The sequence below is a fragment of the Bacillus sp. SRL543 genome (genome assembly GCF_984799205.1).
Genome location: NZ_OZ481794.1, coordinates 1,865,372 through 1,887,250, shown reverse-complemented (window position 1 = coordinate 1,887,250; position 21,879 = coordinate 1,865,372). Strand labels below are relative to the sequence as shown.

Genomic DNA, 21,879 nt, shown 5'->3' with positions numbered 1-21,879 from the left:
ACATTATCAGTTTACGTAATAAATCTTAAAAACGCAAAAAAACCTGAAAGCATCCTGAATATTCCAGGCAGCTTCCAGCCTATTGGACCAATGGGCCGATTCATCAGGAGCGCGGGCTCTGCCGGCATGTGAATCATCCCTGTATCCGCCTTTATAGAAGAAAGCCCCGTTCAAAACGGAGCTTTGCTCAATCTAACGATTACACATTAGCTTTTATGTAATTCACAGCGTCGCCGACTGTTGCGATCTTTTCTGCATCATCGTCAGAGATTTCCATATCGAATTCATCTTCCAGTTCCATAACCAGTTCAACTACATCCAGGGAATCTGCGCCAAGATTTTCTTTGAAAGAAGCTTCCAATGTTACCTCAGACTCTTCAACACCAAGACGATCTACGATGATCTTTGTTACACGTTCTAACACATCTGCCATGCTTGTCACCTCCCCTCAAGACATTATAGAGCATTTTTGCGGATTAATAAATGTCCAGCCTAACAATTTTTTCTTTTATCTGCAGAAGAGGCTCTACATCACCATTCCGCCGTCAACATGAAGGGTCTGCCCTGTCATATAGCGGCTGTCCTCCGAAGCCAGGAACAAGGCCACCTTTGCAATGTCTGTAGGTTCGCCAAGGCGTCCCAGCGGGATTCCTGACAGCATCTGCTTCTTCACTTCTTCATTGAGCTTGTCCGTCATATCAGTAGAGATGAAGCCAGGGGCAATTGCATTTACGGTGATTCCCCGTGAAGCCAGCTCTTTTGCAGAAGTCTTTGTCAATCCGATGACGCCTGCCTTCGCAGCAACATAGTTGGCCTGTCCAGGGTTGCCGCTTACACCGACAATCGAAGATACATTGATGATCCTGCCGCTGCGCTGCTTCATCATTTGCCTTGTTGCTGCCTTCGTGCAAAGGAAGACACCTTTGAGATTGATGCTGATGACTTCATCCCATTCTTCCTCTTTCATTCTCATAAGCAGATTATCGCGGGTGATGCCGGCATTATTGACAAGAATATCAATGCTTCCGAATCTTTCAATTGTCTCTTTCATCATGGCTGTTACAGCCTCACTGTCCGATACATCTGCCTTTACAGCAAAGGCGTCACGGCCGAGCGCCTTAATTTCTTCAACAGTCTCGTTCGCTTTTGCCTCGCTTCCGGAATAGTTGACTGCCACATTGGCTCCTTGCCTCGCAAGCTCCAATGCAATTTCGCGGCCAATTCCCCTGGAAGCGCCTGTTACGATCGCTGACTTGCCATCCAGCTTCATTGCTGCTCCCCCTTTAATGCCTCTACTGCAGCCGCACAGCTTGCTTCATCTGAAACAGCATATGTTTTGGCTGAGCGGTTTACTTTTTTCACAAGCCCTGATAAAACTTTTCCGGGGCCGATTTCAATGAATGTATCGACTCCAAGGCCGATCATCCTTTCGATGGAATCCTCCCACAGCACCGGGGAATAGAGCTGCTGGACAAGCTTTTCTTTAACATCCCCAGATTCTGTCATTTCTGAAGCACTAACATTGGAGATGACTGGTATTTGTGCATCAGAAACCGTGATGCTGTCCAGGACATCCCGCAGATTCTCTGCTGCCGGCTTCATGAGAGATGAGTGGAACGGTCCGCTGACATCAAGCGGAAGGACCCTCTTAGCGCCTGCTTCTTTCGCTTTTGCTGAAGCTTGCTCAACACCCTGCCTGGAGCCGGATATGACAATCTGGCCCGGACAATTCAGGTTTGCCAGCTGCACAGGTAAACCTTCCTGTGAAACTTCTTTTGTCACAGCGCGCAGTTCTTCCCTTCCAAGGCCAAGGACAGCTGCCATGGTGCCTTCGCCGTTTGGAACCGCGGCTTCCATGAACTCGCCTCTTTTTCTTACCGCATGCACCGCGTCTTCAAAAGAGATGCTGCCTGCAGCGACAAGCGCAGTATATTCACCAAGGCTGTGCCCGGCTGTATAATCAGCTCTGAGTCCTGACTCCCGGAACTTCGCAAGAATGGCAATGCTTGTCGTTAAAAGAGCCGGCTGGGCGTTGACCGTTAATGTCAGTGTCTCCTGCGGCCCTTCAAATATCAGGTTTGAAAGCTTCTCATTCAGTTTTTGGTCTGCCTGATCAAAGACAGCTTTTACTTTATCATCTGATTCTGCCAAAGATTTTCCCATGCCGACAGTCTGTGAGCCCTGGCCAGGAAATAAAAATGCGATTTTCCCCATGTTTCGATTCTCCTTTTCAAAGAAATCTGCAGGCTATTCCCTGCCTGTTCCCGGCAGCTTTTCCGCAGCTGCTCTAATTGTTTCCGCTACATTATTCTGAACCATCTCGCGGGTCTGCCTGACTGCGCTGTAAAGCGCATTGCGGTCAGAGGACCCATGGGCCTTGATGACTGGAGCATTCAGCCCGAACAGCCCTGCCCCTCCGTACTCCGAGTAGTCCATCTTTGATTTAAGCTGCACTAGATCCGGCTTCAGGACTGCTGCTGCCAGCTTGCTCTTCAGGCTGCCTGTCATCGCTTCTTTCATCATTTTAAATACGGCTAAGGCAGTGCCTTCTATTGTCTTCAGAACCATATTTCCTGTAAAGCCATCGGTAACGACCACATCTGCCGCACCTTCGAGAAGATCCCTCGACTCTACATTGCCTACGAAATTAAGTCCGGCATCCTTGATCAGGTTATATGCATTTTTGGCCAGTTCATTTCCTTTTTTCTCTTCTGTGCCGATATTCAGCAGGCCGACGCGGGGATTTAAAATGCCCCTGACTTTTTCACAGTAGATCGAACCCATGACTGCATATTGCAGGAGATGCTCAGGTTTGGCATCAACATTCGCACCTACATCAAGCAGAAGGAATCCTTTGCCATCTATTGTCGGCAGTGTCGGCGACAATGCCGGCCGTTCAATGCCCTCGATTCTTCCTACAACGAATAATCCTGCTGCCATCAGTGCGCCCGTATTGCCGGCTGAAATGCATGCATCTGCATTGCCATCAGCGACCTGCCTGGCAGCGAGGACCATAGAAGCATCCTTCTTCCTCCGCACAGCCCTGACTGGTTCATCGGTTCCAAGGATCATCTCTTCTGTATGGATGATTTCAATCCTCTCACTCTCTGCGAGATGCTCCCTGATTCTCTTTTCGTCACCGACAAGTGTAATATGTATGTCCTTGAATTCTGCTGCAGCCTTCATGGCCCCGAGTACAATTTCCTTTGGGGCGTTGTCTCCGCCCATTGCATCTATCGCTATCTTCATCATTCTGCATCATCCCCTGCTTGTTAACGGATTATTTTCATGCTTCTCTATGGGAACGGAACATGTCGAACTCGCCTTTGAAAACCAGTTCATTGTTCGCAAAGCTTGAAACCTCTACAAGTGTCCTGCCAGAGCTGTTGTCGATCTTAACGACTTTTGCTTTTGCGATTACCCTCTCATTCTGGTGCACTGAGCGGGTAAACTGGATGCTTGCTTTAGCCGTCAGTGCCAGCTCGTCATTTATGACAGCTACAGCCAGTGAATTGGCCTGTGCAAAAAGGTGGTGTCCGCGGGCGATCCGGTTCCTTTTGAATACATGCTCTTCTTTTACGTCAAATATAGAAATGGCCGTATGATCAAGTTCTATGTCAATGATTTCCCCGATGACTTCATCGATGGGAAGTGATTTGACTTCATCCTCGAAGGATTTCTCCGCAACATTTTTGATTCTTTCCCGAAGCTCGGGAATGGAAAGCTCGAGACGGTCGAGCCGGATGGTTTGGACGCTGACTGAAAACCGGTCGGCCAAATCTTCGTCTGTAATGAAGGGATTGTCCTTTATTGTATCAACCAGCAGCTGCTGGCGTTCTTTTTTGTTTTTTCTCATATCCTCCACCGCCGAGATATTAAGACTAGGTACTAATAGTAGTATATATAAAAAAAAAGCAGAGCGCAAGGCAGAACTTTTCCGTCCCGACTCCGTCTGCTTCCGGCTTCAATCAAGCTTTTCTCCTTGAAAGACGCCCGTATGATCAAGATATTCCCTCAGCATCTTATATTCCGGGCTTTCCCAGAAAACATTGGACTGTATCAGCTTAGATGCATCATTTCTTGCCGTTTCGAGAGCCCTGTAGTCATGGACCATGTCAGCCACCTTGAATTCCGGCACACCGCTTTGCTTGCGTCCGAAAAAGTCACCCGGCCCCCTCAGCTCAAGGTCCTTTTCACTAAGGACAAAACCATCGTTCGTTTCAGACATGATTTTCATCCGTTCCTTCCCGACCTCTGATTTTGGATCTGCCAGGAGGATGCAATAAGACTGTTCGCTTCCCCTTCCGACCCTTCCCCTGAGCTGGTGCAGCTGGGCAAGGCCGAATCTTTCCGCATCATAGATTACCATTATGGTAGCGTTAGGGACATTGACGCCGACTTCAACAACCGTCGTTGATACAAGAACCTGGATTTCATTGGAGCTGAACCTCTTCATCACGTCTTCCTTTTCTTCTGGATGGAGCCTCCCGTGCATCAATCCGATCTTATAGCGGTCCTGATAATAGAAAGTCAGGTTGCTGTGGACGTCGATCGCATTCTGGACATCGAGCTTGTCCGATTCCTCGATCAGCGGGCAAATGACATATGCCTGCCTTCCTTTCGAAAGCTCTTTCTCCATGAATTGGAGTATCCGGTCGAGCATTTCCTGCTTTGCCCAGTAAGTTTCGATTGTCTTCCTGCCTGCAGGCATCTCATCAATAATAGATACATCCATCTCCCCGAACACCGTTATGGCAAGCGTCCTCGGAATCGGAGTTGCCGTCATGAACAGGACATCAGGGCTTTCACCCTTTTCACGGAGCACCCGGCGCTGTTCTACACCAAAGCGGTGCTGTTCGTCTGTGATTACAAATCCGAGCCGCTTGAATTCAACTTCCTGCTGGATGAGTGCGTGCGTCCCGATCAGGACATCGATCTCCCCTTCCGCCAGCCTGGCGAGAATCTCCCTCCGTTTCTTGCCTTTGACTGAGCTTGTCAGCAATTCACACGACAGGCCATGCGGTTCGAGGAGCTCTTTGAGCGATTTCTCATGCTGTTCGGCCAGTATCTCTGTCGGCACCATCAGCGCCCCCTGATATCCTGCCGTTGCTGCTGCATATAAACCGATTGCGGCTACGACCGTCTTGCCTGAGCCAACATCCCCCTGAAGGAGCCTGTTCATCCGGTACGGGGATTTCATATCGGACAGAATTTCGTTCACTACTCTTTTTTGGGCTCCAGTCAAAGGAAAAGGAAGCGAGCCGATGAATTCTTTCAGTTTTTTCAAGTCATAGTTCTGGACGATCCCTTTTGACTGCTCGCGCTCGAATTTTCTGAGCGCCTGCATTTTAAGCTGGAAATATAAAAATTCTTCGTAGACAAATCTGCGCCTTGCCTGCTTCAAATCCTCGGGCCCATTCGGAAAATGCATCGCCCTGAGGGCATCTTTCCTGTTCAAGAGCTTATACTGCTCAAGAAGCCGCTCAGGCAGTGTCTCCACAACGCTGTCTGCATACTGGCTGAACGCCAGCCCAATGAACCTGCGGATGCCTTTGACGGTAATGCTGCCCTTCACTGCGTATACAGGTTCAAAGTCCTTGGAAGCTGCATTCTCCCCAAGATGAATTTCACTGGCGGAAATCATCTGGCGGTGCTGATCCCACTTCCCTGTAATCGTGACAGAATCATTGATGGCAAATTTCTTTTTTAAGTAAGGCTGGTTAAAAAATACCGCCTGGATCAAATAACGGCCGACAAGGACTCTTATCGTCAGGCGTGACCGTTTCCTGCCATAATAAGTAAGCAAAGGCTCGCTGTGGATTTTCCCTTCCACTGTAACCCTTTCCTCGTGCTTGACTTCTGACAGGTCTTTCAGCCGGTAATCCTCATAGCGGAACGGGAAATGCTCCAAAAGGGCGCCAACAGTCGAAATATTCATTTCTGCCAGTGCTTCCGCGGTCTCTGCACCTATTCCTTTAATGCTTGTAACTGGTTCGTTCAACATATTATTAATCACCTGATTTCGATTTTACTTTATAGGAGAATATGACTGTGGATACATCCGGGGATATCTTTTGGAAGCTGGGGGGCTTTGCCTGCCTGCATAGATAGAAATAGAAGGGGCATCCCCTTCTATTTCCTGATACTGCTATTCAATTGAAAAAATGAAAGCGTACAATGGCTGTTTGCCATCATGCACTTCAACTTCGATGTCCTCATATTCTTTTTCCAGGAAGTCTGCAATATCTTCCAGATCTTCTTCGGATGCATCCTCGCCTTTAAGGATTGTAATGATTTCAGCATCCTCATCAATCATATGGGTGAGGAGTTTTTTGGCCGATTCAATCTTATCCTTGTCTTTGACAACGATTTTTCCATCAGCGATGCCCATGAAATCTTCTTTCTCGATCTCAAGGCCGTCGATGCTGGTGTCTCGTACAGCAAAAGTAATCTGCCCTGTCCTGACATGGCTTAAAGCCTCGCTCATGCCGCTTTCATTTTCCTGAAGGCCGGCACCAGGATTGAAAGTGAGCAGCGCTGCCATACCCTGAGGTACAGTTTTGGATGGAATAACAATAACTTCTTCCTCTGCAACCTCTGCAGCCTGCTGGGCAGCCATGATAATGTTCTTATTGTTTGGCAGGATGATAATCTTTTTGGCATTCGCATCCTTTATTGCCTTAACAATGTCCTCGGTGCTCGGATTCATTGTCTGTCCGCCTTCGATGACAACATGGGCGCCGATGCTTCTGAAGAGGTCGGCAATCCCGCTGCCCATTGACACAGCTACAATGCCGTACTCAAGCTTCTCGTTTGTCCTGGCAGGTTCTCCGGTCCTTAGCGGGGTATGTGTCTCGCCCACTATGTTTGTGTGCTGCTGGCGCATATTTTCGATTTTCATATTCACCAGGCTTCCATACTTCTGGCCATAGCTCAGCACATCTCCCGGCTGCTCAGAATGAATATGTACCTTCACAAGCTCTTCATCGGCAATCACCAGAAGTGAATCACCGAAACGGCTTAAATCCTGACGGAAATGATCTTCAGAAAAGCTTTTTCCATTCAGCTTTTCTTCTTCAAGCTTCACCATGAATTCAGTGCAATAGCCGAATTCAATATCTGCCGTATTGATATGCCCCTGAACTGATTTGTGATGCTCGGCATTTACCATATCATCCATGCTCGGAAGGGAGGCAGGTGCGTCAGGGAGCTTTTCGCCCTTCAGCTCAGCAAGAAATCCTTCGTAAACGAATACAAGTCCCTGCCCGCCGCTGTCAACGACTCCAACTTCCTTCAGTACAGGCAGCAGGTCAGGTGTCCTGTTCAGCGAAGCTTTCGCTTCCTTCAGGACTTCCTCAAGGACTTTAATAATATCGTCCTCATTTTGCGCAGCTTGCACGCCCCTCCGGGCAGAATCCTTGGCAACAGTCAGGATCGTCCCTTCAACCGGCTTCATGACAGCTTTATAGGCGGTCTCGACACCTGTGTTCAGTGCGTCTGCAAACTCGCTTGCTGTAATTTCAGACTTTTGCTCAATTGCTTTAGAGAAGCCGCGGAACAGCTGGGACAGGATGACACCCGAATTCCCGCGGGCCCCCATCAATAATCCTTTTGATAGGGCAGTGCCCACTTTTCCAATATGCGCGTGTACATTATTCCTGACTTCCTTCGCTCCGGAAGTCATCGATAAATTCATATTGGTTCCTGTATCTCCATCAGGAACCGGGAAAACGTTTAGCGCATCTACATATCTGGCATTAGAGGATAAGTGGTTTGCACCCTGCATCACCATTTCCGCGAAACGCTTTCCATCTAAAACTGTAATTGACACAAATCTTTCCTCCTCACTACGGGTTCGTTACACGAACTCCCTGAACGTAAATATTAACCGAGTCAACGGCAAGTCCAACAGTTTTATCAAGGGTGTACTTTACTTTTGATTGCACGTTGTGGGCAACCTCGGAAATTTTCGTTCCATAACTCACAATAATATACATATCGATATGTACTTCTTCGCTTTCCTGGCGCACAATCACACCTCGTGTAAAGTTTTCCTTGCGCAGAATATCCGTAAGCCCGTCCTTAATCTGGTTCTTGGTAGCCATCCCTACAATGCCGTAGCAGTCAACAGCTGCGCCTCCGGCAATAGTAGCGATCACATCATTAGATATATCAATTTGCCCGAATTTCGTTTTTAATTCAATGGACATGAGTCGTTCCCCCTTTGGAAATTGCTCCTTGACTAAAGTCATTTTACTATATCAAAGGTAAATTTAAAAGCTATACTTCCCCTTTCTTATTATAGGGCTGCTTTCGCCATACTATGTCAAGGAAATTTTCTTGAAAGGTTGCAACACAAGTGTTGCATTCGTTTGGGTTGTATGATAAATTATTAAAGTATCTTTTAATGCCGAAAAACATACTCGTTACTGTTTTTCCATTACTTAGATTGAGCAATATGTTCATTGCAATTGAAAGCATGAAAAAATAGTTTCAAGCTTTGTGAGTTAGGAGGGAAATATACATGCCACGCAAATGTGTCGTAACAGGTAGAAAAACAACTTCAGGCAATAAGCGTTCCCACGCTATGAATGCAAACAAGCGTACTTGGGGAGCCAACCTTCAAAAAGTTCGCATCCTTGTAGACGGTAAGCCTAAACGTGTTTGGGTTTCTGCAAGAGCGCTTAAATCAGGTAAAGTAGAACGAGTGTAACAGCTCGAAAAGGACATCCCCCGGATGTCCTTTTTTATTTGTTTACGGGAATATAGCTGCCGCTGCATGAAGATAACCAGCCCATCTTTTGCTGTTAGTCTTCCATGCTAAAAAAAAAAACAGCACCCGGCGTCCGGATGCTGCTGAAGGTGTGGCTTTTTTTGTACGTCCTGCTATGGATCTATCACTTTCATTCCTTTTTGAAGGTTCCAAGCATTGCGCGGACAAGTCCGCCTAAAAACTTTGGCAATTTAATTGTGTAAAACTTCATGGATATGTCCCTCCTCGCCATCTAACCGCAATTCTCTCTGTCGTCTTTTGCGCCATTACCATCATATTCAAAAGATTAAGATGAGTACACTTTGTTCAAGACTTTTAATCATGACTCCTTATCACCATTATTATGCCTTCGGTAAATGAAAAAGTACCATAATCATATTTAAGTTCATTACTAATGCACAGAGTTGAGCCGAGCGGGACAAATTTATCTTTCAGCGGATATTTGAAGCCTTCGAGTGTCAGGTCCTTTATATGGCTCGTTACCGGGACAAAGGAAACGTATTTCATCTTTTCCAATGGCATGACAGAATAAGAGCCGGGGCCTTTGGCATAAATGATATTCCTGCTGTCTATCAGCTCGATATGGGTGCTTCTGCCTTTCAGGAGCGGCCCGATCAAAAGCTGTACATTGGCAAAAAAGTGGTCGAGCCGTCCCCCGGTTCCGCCATATATTTTGATGGCTTCCGGTTCCTGATTCAGTGCCCAGATGATGGCAAGCTCCATATCGGTTTCATCTTTCTCAGGATTGAACAGCCTGATTTCCTTTACAGCTTCCTTGATTTGCTCCATTTCTTCCCCGGAAACTGAATCAAAGTCGCCGAATGCTGCCTGCGGGACGATGCCTTTTGAAAGCAGGATGGAAACTCCCCGGTCCACACCTGCCCAGATGTCCCCCTCACCTGCAGCTACCAGTTCAGGAAGAAGCTCTGCCGGCCCTCCAGCCAGAATATGAATAATCAACTGCGACACCTGCCTTTCTCCTATAAACAGCTTAAGAAAAGCCAGCCGAATTATTCAGCTGGCTTTCTTTTTCTTATCCCCTAAGTGCAGCGATAGCTTTTGCGCGGTCTTTCTGATTATAAACGGCAGAACCGGCCACAAGGACATTAGCGCCTGCCTCTATACAAAGCTTTGCCGTCTCTTCATTCACGCCGCCATCCACTTCAATTTCAAGATCCAGCCCCTGCTCTGCGGCCATTTCTTTTACCTGCCTGATTTTCGGGAGCACCGATGAGATGAATTTCTGGCCGCCAAAGCCAGGATTCACTGTCATCAGAAGGACCATGTCGATATCCTGGATGATATGCTTAAGAGCTTCAGCCGGTGTCGCCGGATTCAGCACCACACCTGCTTTTACACCATAAGATTTGATAAGATGGATCGTCCGGTGCAGATGCCTGGATGCTTCTGCATGGACCGTAATATAATCGGCGCCTGCCTTGGCGAAGGCTTCGATATACTGATCAGGATTTTCAATCATCAGATGCACATCAAGCGGCAGTTTTGTAATCGGCCTGACCGCCTCTACAATCAGCGGGCCGATCGTAATATTCGGGACAAAATGGCCATCCATTACATCCACATGAATATAGTCGGCCCCTCCCTTTTCTACATCCTTGATTTCTTCTCCCAGCCGGGAAAAATCAGCAGATAATATCGATGGTGCAATCTTAACCATGTTAATACCTCGGCTTTCTATCTTTTATTTCCTGGAGGAAATCTTTATAGTGATCATATCTGTATTGCGGGATTTCCCCGTTTTCGACCGCTGCTTTTACCGCACATTTCGGTTCAGATATATGCAGGCAGCCGCGGAATTTGCAGTTTTCACTTTTTTCCCTGATATCAGGGAAGCAGAAATTCAATTCCTCTGCTTCAATATCGGTGAATTCAAGGGAGCTGAATCCCGGCGTGTCCGCAACCAGTCCCTGGCCGATCCCAATCAGCTCTACATGGCGGGTTGTATGCTTCCCCCTTCCCAGATGGGAGGAGATGATATCTGTTTTAAGTTCCAGCTCTGGCCTGAGGGCATTGAGAAGTGAAGATTTACCCACTCCCGACTGCCCGGCGAATACAGATATCCCTCTCTCAAGGAAAGGAAGGAGCTCCTCGATCCCAATCCCATTTTCAGAGGAAGTCAGCAGTACATCATAGCCTGCGTCCCTGTAGGCTGCAGCATAGTCCTCTATCCGGCCTTTCTCTTCTTCATTAGTCAAGTCCATTTTTGAGATGCAGATAACTGGCTGGATACGGTTGAATTCAACCAATACTAGAAATCGGTCCAGCAATGCTGTACTGAAATCCGGCTCTGATGCTGAAAAGACAAGAATCGCCTGATCAACATTCGCAATCGGCGGCCTTACCAGTTCATTTTTTCTTTCCTTCACTTCGAGGATATACCCTTCACTGTCGTTATCTGCCTGATATACGACATTGTCCCCGACAAGGGGCGTAACCTTGTTTTTTCTGAAAACGCCCCTGCCCCTGCATTGCACAGTTCTTTCGCCGCTGCGAACATAATAGAATCCGCTTAATGCCTTAATGATTTTGCCTTCAGGCATACAAACACTCCTAATTCATTTTAGTTCCCGGGATAATCAACTTCTTCATCAATGATCTGCTTACTGTTTCTAAGAACTTTATAATACGCTTTGCTGCCTTCCTGTATCAATAGTTCCAAATTATATTTGCGTTCTTCTGTAATATAGAATGTATCAAAAGGCGCTGTCATCTTATTATTCATATCCTCCACAAGGATCTGGATCTCCTGCGGCTCCCCTTCTTCCTCAGGCTCATAGGGAATCGTGATTTCTACGGGCACTGTCTTGGGAGGGATCTCTTCCTTTCCTTTTGAGAAGGTGACTGACAGGCTTGAACCTTTGCCAAGCTCCGTTCCTGCCGGCTGTGACTGGCTGATGACTAGGCCTTCTTCAACTGTGTCATGATATTCCTCTTTCGATGTATCAATACTCAGCCCCGTTGAATCGGCATAATCCTGGACACCCTTCAGATTCAAGCCGGTAAGATCTTTCAGCACAACCGGAGCCGGGCCGCTGCTTACGGTGAACACGAGCTCGGTTTCGCCAGGAATGACTTCATCCCCTTCATCGATGGACTGTTCGAGGATTGTGCCCTCCGGCTCTTCCTCATTATTGACGTCCTCCCGGGTGATTTGCTTAAAGCCCTCTTTTTCCAGGAGGCTTTCGACCTCTTCAAAGGACCTGCCGGTATAGTCTGACATTTCAACCTTTTCTTTTCCTGAGCTCAAATAAATCGTCACACTGGATTCTTCCTTAGCCATCCTGCCGGCTTTCGGATCAGTTTTGATTACGAGTCCCTCTTCAACCTCTTCATCATTGATCTCGACCGGATCACCCACTTCAAAGCCTGCTTTTGTCAGGATTGATGTGGCATCCTCAATCGTTTCCCCAGCCACATCAGGAACCTCAAGTTCTTTTGGCAGAAACAGCTCTGGAAGGACCGTCAAGGCCAGTACTCCCAGTACAACAAAGAAGAGAAACAGAGATACAAGGACAATCGGCCACTTCTTCTTTTTCTTTTCTTTCTTTTGTTTTTTGGCAGCAGGAGCCGGATTGGCTGGTGAGCCTTTATCATCTTTTTCATGTACGCGTGTATCGTCCATATTCTGATAAGGACGATCGCTGGTAATGACCGGAATCGCTTTGGTTGCATCATCATCATCGGGCACCGCAAATTTCTTCTCATTCATCCTGCCTGGTTCGAGGGCGGTCCTGATATCTTCCTCCATATCCTCTACATTTTCATACCGATGGAAAGGGTCCTTCGCAGTTGCCTTCAAAACGATATTTTCAACGCTTTGGGGAATAGACGGATTCCACCTTCTTAATGAGGGGGTTTCGGACTGGAGATGCTTAAGCGCGATGGAAACAGCAGATTCCCCGGAAAAAGGCAGCCTGCCGGTCAGCAGCTCAAACATCACAATTCCGAGGGAGTATATATCAGACTTCTTATTGGCCATCCCCCCCCTTGCCTGTTCAGGGGAAAGATAATGGACAGAGCCAAGCACCGAGTTGGTTTGAGTGATGCTCGTTGAACTCAGGGCCATGGCAATTCCAAAGTCTGTTATCTTTACATTCCCGACGCGGTCAACCAGGATGTTATGCGGCTTGATGTCCCTGTGGACGATATGATGCTGATGGGCATGTGAAATAGCAGAAAGAAGCTGCTTCAATATATCGAGGGCAGAGTCAACCGCTACAGGTGACTGCTGCTGGATATATTGTTTAAGTGTCTGCCCTTCCACATATTCCATAACAATATAATAGATTGAATCTTCTTCGCCTACATCGTAGATGCTGACTATATTCGGATGTGCGAGGCTTGTGGCCGATTGCGCTTCACGGTGGAATCTTCTGATGAACTCGTCGTTTTCAGCAAAATCCAGGCGCAAAATCTTAACAGCCACATCGCGGTCGAGGATCATATCATGCGCCAGGTAAACATTCGCCATCCCGCCGCCGCCGATCATATCCAAAATCTTATACCGGCCGCTTATTCTTTTTCCAATCAGCATTCTGTATCACCAGAACTGCCAGCATCCATAAACTCGACAATCACCAGCGTGATATTGTCTTCACCGCCGTTGTCATTGGCAAGCTGGATCAGATCCGCTGCCTTATCGCCGAGGCTTTTCTTCCCGGCCAGGATTTCGTCCATCTCCTGCTCTGAAACTTTGTTTGTCAGTCCATCCGAGCAGAGAAGCAGCAGGTCCTCTTCTTCAAATACAATGGTCCTGGTGTCCATCTGTACCTTTTCTTCTGTGCCGAGTGCCCTCAGCAAAACATTTTTCCGCGGGTGATGCTCTGCATCTTCTTTTGAAATCTGGCCTGACCGGAGGAGCTCATTCACGAGGGAATGGTCTTCTGTCAGCTGCTTAAAACCTGATTCATTCAATATGTAACCCCTGCTGTCACCAATATTGGCAATGGTGGCAAACAGGCCGGTCGCAATGGCGGCAACGATGGTCGTCCCCATCCCTTCGCATTCACTGTTATTCTTTGAATGTTCGAACAACAGGGAATTCACTTCTCCGATATTGGCCCTCAGCCATTCTTCAGCCTGCTCCGGTGTTTCAATCCCTCCATTGCCTTCCCAGAGCTCCTTCAGCTTCAGAAGGGTCATTTCACTGGCAACGTCACCCGCACGGTGGCCGCCCATGCCATCGGCTACGATGGCAAGGCGCTGCCCGTTGCGGTTGACAAAAATTCCGCCGTTATCTTCATTATGCTGACGGATTTTCCCTCTGTCCGTCATAAAGACAGCTTTCATTCTGTCACCTCGTCTCTTCTTTGCGCTCCTTCGCGCGGAGCTGGCCGCATGCTGCATCGATATCATGGCCCTGCTCACGGCGTATGGTCACGTTCACACCTCTGTTCTTCAGCGCTTTTTCAAAAGCAAAGATCTGATCCTTCGGTGTTCTTACATAATCCCTTTCAGGCACGTAATTGACGGGAATCAGGTTCACGTGGCATTTCAGCCCCTTGATCAGTGATGCAAGCTCCTCAGCATGCTCCACCTGATCATTCACGCTTCCGAACAGGCCGTATTCAAAGCTGACGCGCCTGCCCGTTTTATCGACATAATAGCGGATGGCATCCATCAGGTCCGGCAGTTTATACGCACGGTTGATCGGCATCAGTCTGCTGCGGATTTCTGTGTTGGGCGCATGCAGGGAAACTGCGAAATTGATCTGCATGTTTTCGTCTGCAAATTTGTAGATTTTCGGGATGATCCCGCTTGTCGAAACCGTGATATGGCGTGCTCCGATATTGAGCCCTTCATCATGGTTGATGATTCTGAGGAAAGACATCATATGATCATAATTGTCAAATGGCTCGCCGATGCCCATGATGACAACTGAGCTGACCCTTTCATCCGTTTCATCAAGTGCCTGTTGTACTTTTACGACCTGGGCAACGATTTCTCCTGCTTCTAAATTGCGTTTTAATCCACCGAGTGTGGATGCGCAGAAAGTACAGCCGATCCGGCAGCCTACCTGGGTAGTCACACAGACTGAATTTCCGTATTCATGGCGCATCAGGACGGTTTCAATAGAATACCCGTCATGAAGCTCGAACAGGAATTTAATCGTTCCATCCGAAGAGGTCTGCTGGATGAGTGTATTTAAAGTCGTCAAGGCAAATGTGTCATTCAGTTTATCTCTCAGTGCTTTTGAGAGGTTTGTCATATCTTCGAAAGAAGCCACCCTTTTCTGGTAAAGCCATTCGAAAATCTGCGCGGCACGGAATGCCTTCTCATTATTTTCCTTAAGCCAATCCTTCAGCTCATCGAGCTGCAATGAATAGATGGATGGTTTCTGCTCGGATGTCTGCTTCTTCTCTGTTGTTTTAACGTTTTCCACTATTGCACCTTCTTTCTCAGGCTGGCTATATAAAAGCCGTCCGACCCCAGGTCCTGGGGCAATATTTGTAGTTCAAAATCTTTTGTCAATGCTCTCACTGCTTCAGGCATCCTCTCTGCTAAAGATTGATCGCCGGAGAATTCGGGGTGAGAATCAAGAAATTGCCTCACTGCGTTTTCATTTTCTTCCCGATCCACTGTACATGTGCTGTAGATAAGGATCCCCCCGCCCTTCAGCAAAGGGGCGACTGCTTCCAGCAAATTGAGCTGCACTTTCTGCAGATGCATGATATCTTCTTCTTTTTTAGTGTATTTCATGTCAGGCTTCCGCCTCATCACTCCAAGTCCGGAGCATGGGGCGTCAAGCAGGATGCGGTCGAAAGAGGCAGCCTTGAAATGCTCCTGCACATTCCTGCTGTCCATGGCATGGGTTTCAATATTTGACAGCCCCAGCCTGCCGGCATTGTCAGCAATAAGCTTGACCTTATGCTCATGCAGGTCAAGGGAAATAACCTGTCCGGTATTTTCAAGCTTTTCGGCGATATGGGTTGTTTTCCCTCCTGGAGCTGCACAGGCATCAAGAACATGATTGTCCTTTTCTGCTCCCAGGGCATATGCCGCAAGCATAGAACTTTCATCCTGGATGGTCAGATAGCCTTCCTTGAATGCACGTGAATGGGCAAGATTCCCTTTTTTGCTTTTGATTGCCTCAGGGATGACAGGGCTCGGTTCAACAAGATAGCCTTCTTCTTCAAGCATTTCAAGGACTTCATCCATGCTCGCCTTCACAAGATTGACCCTTCCTGTCTGCAGAGGAGCTGTAAGGTTCAGCTCGCACATTTCTTTTGCCCGGTCAAATCCAAGCTGTTCGACCCATCTTTTGACAAGCCAGAGCGGATGGCTCGTTTCCATTGCCAGCCTTTCCACACTGTCCTTGATGCCGTCAAAGCTGCGGGCACCCTGTCTCTGAAGGCTCCGAAGCACGCCATTGACCATCCCGGAAATTCCTTTATGGCCTTTTCGCTTGGCAATTTCCACCGCTTCATAGATAGCCGCCCTGTCCGGGATTTTATCCAGATAAATCATTTGGTAAAAAGTGATCCGCAGCAGCTGCCTTACCCAGCTTTCCAGTTTCTTCGGGTTCTTAAGGAAAGGCTCCATTTGATAATCAAGGGTCATTTTCCTTTGGAGGGTACCGTAAACAAGCTCAGTAAGGAGCCCGACATCTTTAGTGCTTATTTCATTTTTCCTGATGCTGCTGTTCAAAAGGAGGTTGCTGTATGATTGGTTTTTTTCGATAGCTTCCAGCAGCTCTACCGCTGCCTCGCGCACATTTTTATTCGCCATTCTGTTCTCCCAGCACAGTGCCGATGCTCATGGAAGAGCCTGCACCGCGGAGAAATTGTTCTCCGGACATTTTTTTCTTTCCTGCCGGCTGCAGCTCGGTGATCTTGATGCCGGTCATATTCCCTGCCGCCACAATGAAGCCGTCATTTTCAATCCCGACAACAGTTCCGGGAAGGGCATTTTCCTTCAAGCTGACTTTTCCGGAACTCCAAAGTTTCAGCACAGTCCCGTCAAGGGTGGTAAACGCCACTGGCCAGGGGTTCATGCCGCGGATATGGTTATATATTTCTTCACCAGTCTTGGTCCAATCCACCTGTTCCTGCTCTCTTTTTATATTATAAGCAAATGTCGCCTCTTCATCATTCTGGGGAATCGGGTCCAGCCCGCCTTTGAGCAGCTTTGGAAGTGTTGCTGACAGAAGTGCTGCTCCTGCTGCGCTCAGCTTATCAAACAGGGTGCCTGCCGTATCATTCTCCTCGATAACAACCTCTGCCTGTGTCAAAATATCGCCTGCGTCCAGCTTTTCGGCCATATACATGATTGTGATGCCCGTCTTTTCTTTCCCCTGGATGATCGAATAATGGATCGGTGCGCCGCCCCTCAGCTCTGGGAGCAGGGAAGCATGGACATTGATGCAGCCGTATTTAGGGTAATCCAGAAGCTCCTTCGGCAAAATCTGGCCAAATGCAGCTGTTACGATCAGGTCAGGCTCAAGGGCCAGGATCTTTTCCAGCTCTTCCTTTACGCGGATTTTCTCTGGCTGAAAGACGGGAATCCCCTGCTTCACAGCTTCCGCCTTGACTGGCGGGGGCGTCAGGACTCTTTTCCTGCCGACCGGCCTGTCCGGCTGCGTTACCGCTGCAATTACATTATAGCCTTCCGATATCAATTGCTTTAAGATAGGGACCGAGAAATCCGGCGTTCCCATAAATACGATTTTTGTCATTCGCTTTCCAACCCTTCCAACTCTTCTTCTTCCAGATATCTGTTCACCTTTGAAGTAAACAGGACACCATCCAGATGATCAATTTCATGCTGAATCGCCCTTGCCAGAAAATCATCTGCCTCCATAGTGAAGCTCTTTCCTTTTCTGTCCTGGGCTTTTATTTTAACCGTGAACGGTCTTGTCACTTCTCCATACAATCCGGGGAAGCTCAGGCATCCTTCAGGGCCTGTCTGTTCCCCGCCCGTTTTAATGATTTCCGGATTAATGAGCTCGATCGTCCCATTTTCATCATCAATGTCAACGACGGCGATTCTCTTGTTAATGCCGATCTGCGGGGCTGCAAGCCCGACGCCGTCAAACTCTATCATCGTATCATACATATCATTCAAAAGCTTCACAAGCTTCTTATCGAATTCTGAAACCGCCTCGCACGGCTCTTCAAGTATTTCTGCTGGATAAGTAACTATTTTTCTAACGGCCAATTTCTTGCCTCCAATGTCTTTTTTCTCTATTTTCAACCAAATCCCTCAAACTCATAACCATTAATCCGCCGCTACATCATAATATAGGGATTAAGATCAACCGATATCTGCAGGCCTGCAGATATATCCTGCTGATAATGGTCGAGAACCGATTTTAATACTTTTTCCAATCCGGGTTCCCGTTTGTATTTTATCAGACATTGATAGCGATATCTATTATTGATCCGCGGAATCGGCGATGCAACCGGTCCGAGGATGTTTGCCTCCGGACTCAGCCTTGCAGCAGCAAACTGCGTGATCTTCTCGGTCACCGAAACAGCCTTCATCAAATCTTCATGGCTGACAGTGATGAGCGATATATAATAGAAGGGAGGATATTGATGCGTCTTCCTGACCATCATTTCCGTCCGGTAGAAGCTTTCAAAATCCTGCTCACCGGCAAGCTCAATGCTGTAATGATCAGGCGTGTATGTCTGTATGACCACTTCTCCCTCCAGCTCATGGCGCCCGGCCCTTCCGCTCACCTGTGTCAGGAGCTGGAACGTTTTTTCAGACGCCCGGAAATCGGGGAGGTGAAGCATTGTATCTGCTGACAGCACACCTACGAGCGTAATATTCGGAAAATCCAGGCCCTTGGCTATCATCTGAGTTCCGAGGAGGATATCAGCATGCCCTTCCTGGAATTCGTTCAGCAGCCTTTCATGTGAGCCTTTTCGGCTCGTTGTATCAACGTCCATCCTGACGACCTTGGCTTCAGGGAGGATTTTCCCGAGCTCTTCTTCCACTTTCTGCGTCCCTGTCCCAAAATAACGGATATGTTCGCTTCCGCATTCCGGGCATACAGGCGGGACATGGTCTTCATGTCCGCAGTAATGGCATTTCATCTGCTGGCTGTATTGGTGGTAGGTGAGTGAGATATCGCAATTGGGGCAGTTGACGACATACCCGCAATCCCTGCACATGACAAAAGAGGAATGTCCCCTTTTATTAAGAAAAAGTACCGTCTGCTCCTTCTTTTCCAGCCTGTCCTTTAATTTATCAAGAAGCTGGCGGGAGAACATGGAGCGGTTCCCTTCCCTTAATTCCTCCCGCATGTCCACGATCTCAACCTTTGGAAGGGGCTGGCTGTTCATTCGTTTGGTGAGCTCCAGCTTTTCATAGACACCTTTCTGGGCCCTTGCAAAGGTTTCAAGCGAAGGCGTGGCACTGCCAAGGACAACAGGGCAGCTGTGATATTGCGCTCTTTCAATCGCGGCGTCCCTCGCATGGTATCTGGGGTTTTCTTCCTGCTTATAGCTGTTTTCATGTTCTTCATCAATAATGATGATCCCAAGGTTCTCGAAGGGTGCGAAAACGGCAGACCTGGCCCCGACAACAACCTTCACTTCCTTGCGCTGGATTTTTCTCCACTCATCATATTTTTCCCCGGCAGAGAGTCCGCTGTGGAGGACGGCAACCTGATTCCCGAACCTCCCCTTAAACCTGGTCACCATTTGCGGGGTCAGGGAAATTTCGGGCACCAGCACAATCGCCTCCCGCCCCTTTTCAAGGACGCGCTGTATCGACTGAAGATAAACTTCGGTCTTTCCGCTTCCTGTAACTCCGTACAGCAGGAAGACATGATGCTCATTTCCATTGATGGAAGAAAGGATCGGCCTGATTGCTGCATCCTGTTCAGCCGTCAGTGTAAGGGGAGATGTTGCCTCAAATCTCCGGTCTTCATAGGGATCCCGGTAGACTTCCATTTCTTTTTCAGCAAGAATTCCCTTTTGCACAAGACCTTTAATGGTGGAAGAGGAAATCCCGAGGGCCGGGAGCAGACTGCGCAGTTCAACAGGTCCATGGTTTTCTATAAAATAATCAATAACCTCTTTCTGCCTGGAAGCCTGTACCGGCAAACCTTCCTTAAAGCTGAACAGTTTTTCCTGCGCAGCAGGGATAATATGCTTCAGCTTTTTCTTCCTTACCTTTTCCTTCACTTCATAGATGACTTCAAGATTTCCTGCATCAGCCTCTTTCTGCATAAGCGGCAGAAGCCCTTCTTTGGAAGCATCTTCCCAGAGCACTTCATCCCTGTTCCCAAAAGCACTCTGAACAGGCTCTGGCAATGATGCTATCGCCGAGTGGCCGGCAGGCCTTATCTTTTTCGTGTATTTTGCTTTAAGCGCAGCTGGCAGCATCGCCTGGAACGCGGATATTTTGTAGCTGAGCGTGTGGCTGGTCAGCCAATTGCCAAGAGAAAGAAGCTCTGCATTTAAAACAGGCGTCAAATCCATTGGCTCGATGAGCTCCTTCAGCTTCCCAAAATCAGAGCTGTCTTTTAAGCCGATGACAAACCCTTGTATTTTTCTCGGCCCAAAAGGCACAATCACGCGCATCCCCGGCTTGATCGCCCCGATAAGACTGTCAGGAATCTTATAATCAAAGGCCCTGTCTGTCTGCTTTGCCGGAACATCGACTATGACACTGGCAACATTCATCGGTCCTCATCCTTTATTAAAGCACAAGCTTCTTCAAGGATTCTGGCGGCTGCCTCGTGTTTGCTCATAAGCGGAAGCGCTATTTCTGCACCATCTTTTTTGTAAATCGTGACAATATTCGTATCTGTGCCAAATCCTGCTCCCTCAGACTTCACATTATTGGCAACGATCATATCAGCATTCTTTTTGGCCAGCTTTTTTCTGGCATATTCATCAACATGATCCGTCTCAGCAGCGAATCCTATGAGGATCTGCTGCTTTTTCCTCCTGCCGAGGTCCAATAGGATATCTTTTGTCCGCTCAAGCTCAAGGGTCTGGTCGCCATCCTGCTTTTTAACTTTGCTGTCGTGCACTACTTTAGGGCGGTAGTCAGAAACTGCCGCAGTTTTAATGACAATATCGGCTCCATCGAATGCCCGGTCGACAGCCTGATACATTTCTTCGGCACTTTCCACTTCAATGACTGCGGCCCCGGACGGTTTAGGGAGCGAAGTCGGGCCCGAAATCAGCGTCACTTCAGCGCCTGCCTTCAGTGCTTCCTCAGCAAGGGCATAGCCCATCTTCCCTGAAGAATGGTTGGTGATGTAGCGGACAGGGTCAATTTTTTCCCTTGTCGGGCCTGCTGTCACCAGCACTTTTTTGCCTGAGAGGGTTCCGCTGCTCCTGAAAAATCCTTCTATATTGCTGACGATCATTTCAGGCTCTTCCAGACGGCCTTTTCCAACATATCCGCAAGCCAAATAGCCTTCACCCGGTTCAATGAATCTGCAGCCGTATTCATAAAGTGCCATGATATTCTTCTGCACCGCCGGATGGTCATACATATGCACATTCATCGCCGGGGCGATCCATACCGGAGCAGTCGCGGCCAGGAGTGTTGTTGTGATCATATTATCCGCAATCCCATTGGCCAGCTTGCCGATTACATTGGCTGTCGCCGGGGCGACAAGAATCAGATCAGCCCAATCAGCCAGATCGATATGGGCAATCACCCTGGAGTCTTTTTCATCAAAAGTATCTATATAAACGTCATGGCGGGAAAGCGCCTGAAAGGTCAGCGGCGCCACGAATTTCATCGCAGATTCACTCATCATGACCTTAACCTCCGCACCGGCCTGAGTAAGCTTGCTGGTCAGCGCAGCCGCCTTGTAAACAGCAATCCCGCCAGTAACACTCAAGAGAATCCTTTTTCCATTCAGCATAAACCAAACCCCCATCCAACCCAATATTCTAAACTCCATTATGCTTGAAACGAACATATATTTCACCTATTTTATACCGAAATGCGGAAGCGGCTTGCTCAGAGCCGACAAGCATAAGACGCGGCAGAATAAAAGGCGTTCTTTGCCTTTAATTCTGCCGTGGCTTATGACTCGAGGCTCTAGCCGCTGGAGCTGGACAATCCGAAATGCGGAAGCGGCTTGTTCTATAAAGGAACGCAGGCTAAGA

Annotated in this window: 21 protein-coding genes; 1 reads left to right on the top strand and 20 read right to left on the bottom strand. The window is 48.0% G+C overall.

Annotation, left to right across the window (positions count from 1 at the left end; translation table 11 throughout):
• Window positions 1–199 precede the first annotated feature (199 nt).
• The 8 genes from AC4E8B_RS09580 to AC4E8B_RS09545 all read right to left on the bottom strand — a co-directional run bounded on the left by AC4E8B_RS09580 (window position 200) and on the right by AC4E8B_RS09545 (window position 8,210).
• Window positions 200–433 (bottom strand): acyl carrier protein, encoded by a 234-nt coding sequence (locus AC4E8B_RS09580; protein WP_009795947.1) that lies wholly within the window; start codon window positions 431–433, stop codon window positions 200–202.
• Window positions 434–526: 93 nt separating this feature from the next.
• On the bottom strand, window positions 527–1,270 hold the full coding sequence (fabG, locus tag AC4E8B_RS09575) for a 3-oxoacyl-[acyl-carrier-protein] reductase (protein WP_490218500.1): 744 nt from the start codon (window positions 1,268–1,270) through the stop codon (window positions 527–529).
• Entirely contained in the window at window positions 1,267–2,214 is a 948-nt protein-coding gene (fabD, locus tag AC4E8B_RS09570) for an ACP S-malonyltransferase (protein ID WP_490218498.1), read from the bottom strand. Before fabD ends, fabG begins: the two co-directional genes overlap by 4 nt.
• A 33-nt stretch (window positions 2,215–2,247) precedes the next feature.
• Complete coding sequence (plsX, locus tag AC4E8B_RS09565; RefSeq protein ID WP_490219603.1) at window positions 2,248–3,249, bottom strand: phosphate acyltransferase PlsX; 1,002 nt, start codon at window positions 3,247–3,249, stop codon at window positions 2,248–2,250.
• A 37-nt stretch (window positions 3,250–3,286) separates the two neighbouring features.
• Window positions 3,287–3,856: a transcription factor FapR gene (gene fapR / locus AC4E8B_RS09560; protein WP_490218496.1), complete on the bottom strand. Its 570-nt coding sequence runs from the start codon at window positions 3,854–3,856 to the stop codon at window positions 3,287–3,289.
• Between the two features lie 108 nt (window positions 3,857–3,964).
• Window positions 3,965–6,004 (bottom strand): ATP-dependent DNA helicase RecG, encoded by a 2,040-nt coding sequence (gene recG, locus AC4E8B_RS09555; RefSeq protein ID WP_490218494.1) that lies wholly within the window; start codon window positions 6,002–6,004, stop codon window positions 3,965–3,967.
• 144 nt (window positions 6,005–6,148) lie between these two features.
• Entirely contained in the window at window positions 6,149–7,831 is a 1,683-nt protein-coding gene (locus tag AC4E8B_RS09550; RefSeq protein ID WP_490218492.1) for a DAK2 domain-containing protein, read from the bottom strand.
• A gap of 16 nt (window positions 7,832–7,847) precedes the next feature.
• Window positions 7,848–8,210, bottom strand: a complete 363-nt coding sequence (locus tag AC4E8B_RS09545) for an Asp23/Gls24 family envelope stress response protein (RefSeq protein ID WP_490218490.1) — start codon at window positions 8,208–8,210, stop codon at window positions 7,848–7,850.
• A 314-nt stretch (window positions 8,211–8,524) separates the two neighbouring features.
• On the opposite strand from AC4E8B_RS09545, the gene rpmB reads away from it, so the two are divergent.
• The gene (gene rpmB, locus AC4E8B_RS09540) at window positions 8,525–8,713 is read left to right on the top strand and encodes a 50S ribosomal protein L28 (RefSeq protein ID WP_009795956.1); all 189 of its coding nucleotides are present in this window, start codon (window positions 8,525–8,527) and stop codon (window positions 8,711–8,713) included.
• 190 nt (window positions 8,714–8,903) lie between these two features.
• On the opposite strand, the gene spoVM is transcribed toward rpmB, so the two are convergent.
• The 12 genes from spoVM to coaBC form a co-directional block, all read right to left on the bottom strand.
• A complete protein-coding gene (gene spoVM, locus AC4E8B_RS09535; RefSeq protein ID WP_022543708.1) occupies window positions 8,904–8,984 on the bottom strand; it encodes a stage V sporulation protein SpoVM in 81 nt (26 codons plus the stop codon).
• A gap of 104 nt (window positions 8,985–9,088) precedes the next feature.
• A complete protein-coding gene (locus AC4E8B_RS09530; RefSeq protein WP_490219602.1) occupies window positions 9,089–9,733 on the bottom strand; it encodes a thiamine diphosphokinase in 645 nt (214 codons plus the stop codon).
• A gap of 73 nt (window positions 9,734–9,806) precedes the next feature.
• Window positions 9,807–10,451: a ribulose-phosphate 3-epimerase gene (gene rpe, locus AC4E8B_RS09525; protein WP_490218488.1), complete on the bottom strand. Its 645-nt coding sequence runs from the start codon at window positions 10,449–10,451 to the stop codon at window positions 9,807–9,809.
• A gap of 1 nt (window position 10,452) precedes the next feature.
• Window positions 10,453–11,334, bottom strand: coding sequence for a ribosome small subunit-dependent GTPase A (gene rsgA, locus AC4E8B_RS09520; RefSeq protein ID WP_490218486.1), 882 nt, complete (start codon window positions 11,332–11,334; stop codon window positions 10,453–10,455).
• A 20-nt stretch (window positions 11,335–11,354) separates the two neighbouring features.
• The gene (pknB, locus tag AC4E8B_RS09515; RefSeq protein WP_490218484.1) at window positions 11,355–13,328 is read right to left on the bottom strand and encodes a Stk1 family PASTA domain-containing Ser/Thr kinase; all 1,974 of its coding nucleotides are present in this window, start codon (window positions 13,326–13,328) and stop codon (window positions 11,355–11,357) included.
• The gene (locus tag AC4E8B_RS09510; RefSeq protein ID WP_490218482.1) at window positions 13,322–14,083 is read right to left on the bottom strand and encodes a Stp1/IreP family PP2C-type Ser/Thr phosphatase; all 762 of its coding nucleotides are present in this window, start codon (window positions 14,081–14,083) and stop codon (window positions 13,322–13,324) included. Before AC4E8B_RS09510 ends, pknB begins: the two co-directional genes overlap by 7 nt.
• A gap of 4 nt (window positions 14,084–14,087) precedes the next feature.
• Window positions 14,088–15,179: a dual-specificity RNA methyltransferase RlmN gene (gene rlmN / locus AC4E8B_RS09505; RefSeq protein ID WP_490219600.1), complete on the bottom strand. Its 1,092-nt coding sequence runs from the start codon at window positions 15,177–15,179 to the stop codon at window positions 14,088–14,090.
• The gene (rsmB, locus tag AC4E8B_RS09500) at window positions 15,176–16,522 is read right to left on the bottom strand and encodes a 16S rRNA (cytosine(967)-C(5))-methyltransferase RsmB (protein WP_490218480.1); all 1,347 of its coding nucleotides are present in this window, start codon (window positions 16,520–16,522) and stop codon (window positions 15,176–15,178) included. Before rsmB ends, rlmN begins: the two co-directional genes overlap by 4 nt.
• The gene (gene fmt, locus AC4E8B_RS09495; RefSeq protein WP_490218478.1) at window positions 16,512–17,468 is read right to left on the bottom strand and encodes a methionyl-tRNA formyltransferase; all 957 of its coding nucleotides are present in this window, start codon (window positions 17,466–17,468) and stop codon (window positions 16,512–16,514) included. Before fmt ends, rsmB begins: the two co-directional genes overlap by 11 nt.
• Window positions 17,465–17,950, bottom strand: a complete 486-nt coding sequence (gene def, locus AC4E8B_RS09490; protein ID WP_490218476.1) for a peptide deformylase — start codon at window positions 17,948–17,950, stop codon at window positions 17,465–17,467. The genes fmt and def overlap by 4 nt, the downstream gene beginning before the upstream one ends.
• A 71-nt stretch (window positions 17,951–18,021) precedes the next feature.
• The gene (gene priA / locus AC4E8B_RS09485) at window positions 18,022–20,430 is read right to left on the bottom strand and encodes a primosomal protein N' (RefSeq protein ID WP_490218474.1); all 2,409 of its coding nucleotides are present in this window, start codon (window positions 20,428–20,430) and stop codon (window positions 18,022–18,024) included.
• A complete protein-coding gene (coaBC, locus tag AC4E8B_RS09480; RefSeq protein WP_490218472.1) occupies window positions 20,427–21,632 on the bottom strand; it encodes a bifunctional phosphopantothenoylcysteine decarboxylase/phosphopantothenate--cysteine ligase CoaBC in 1,206 nt (401 codons plus the stop codon). The genes priA and coaBC overlap by 4 nt, the downstream gene beginning before the upstream one ends.
• Between the last annotated feature and the right edge of the window lie 247 nt (window positions 21,633–21,879).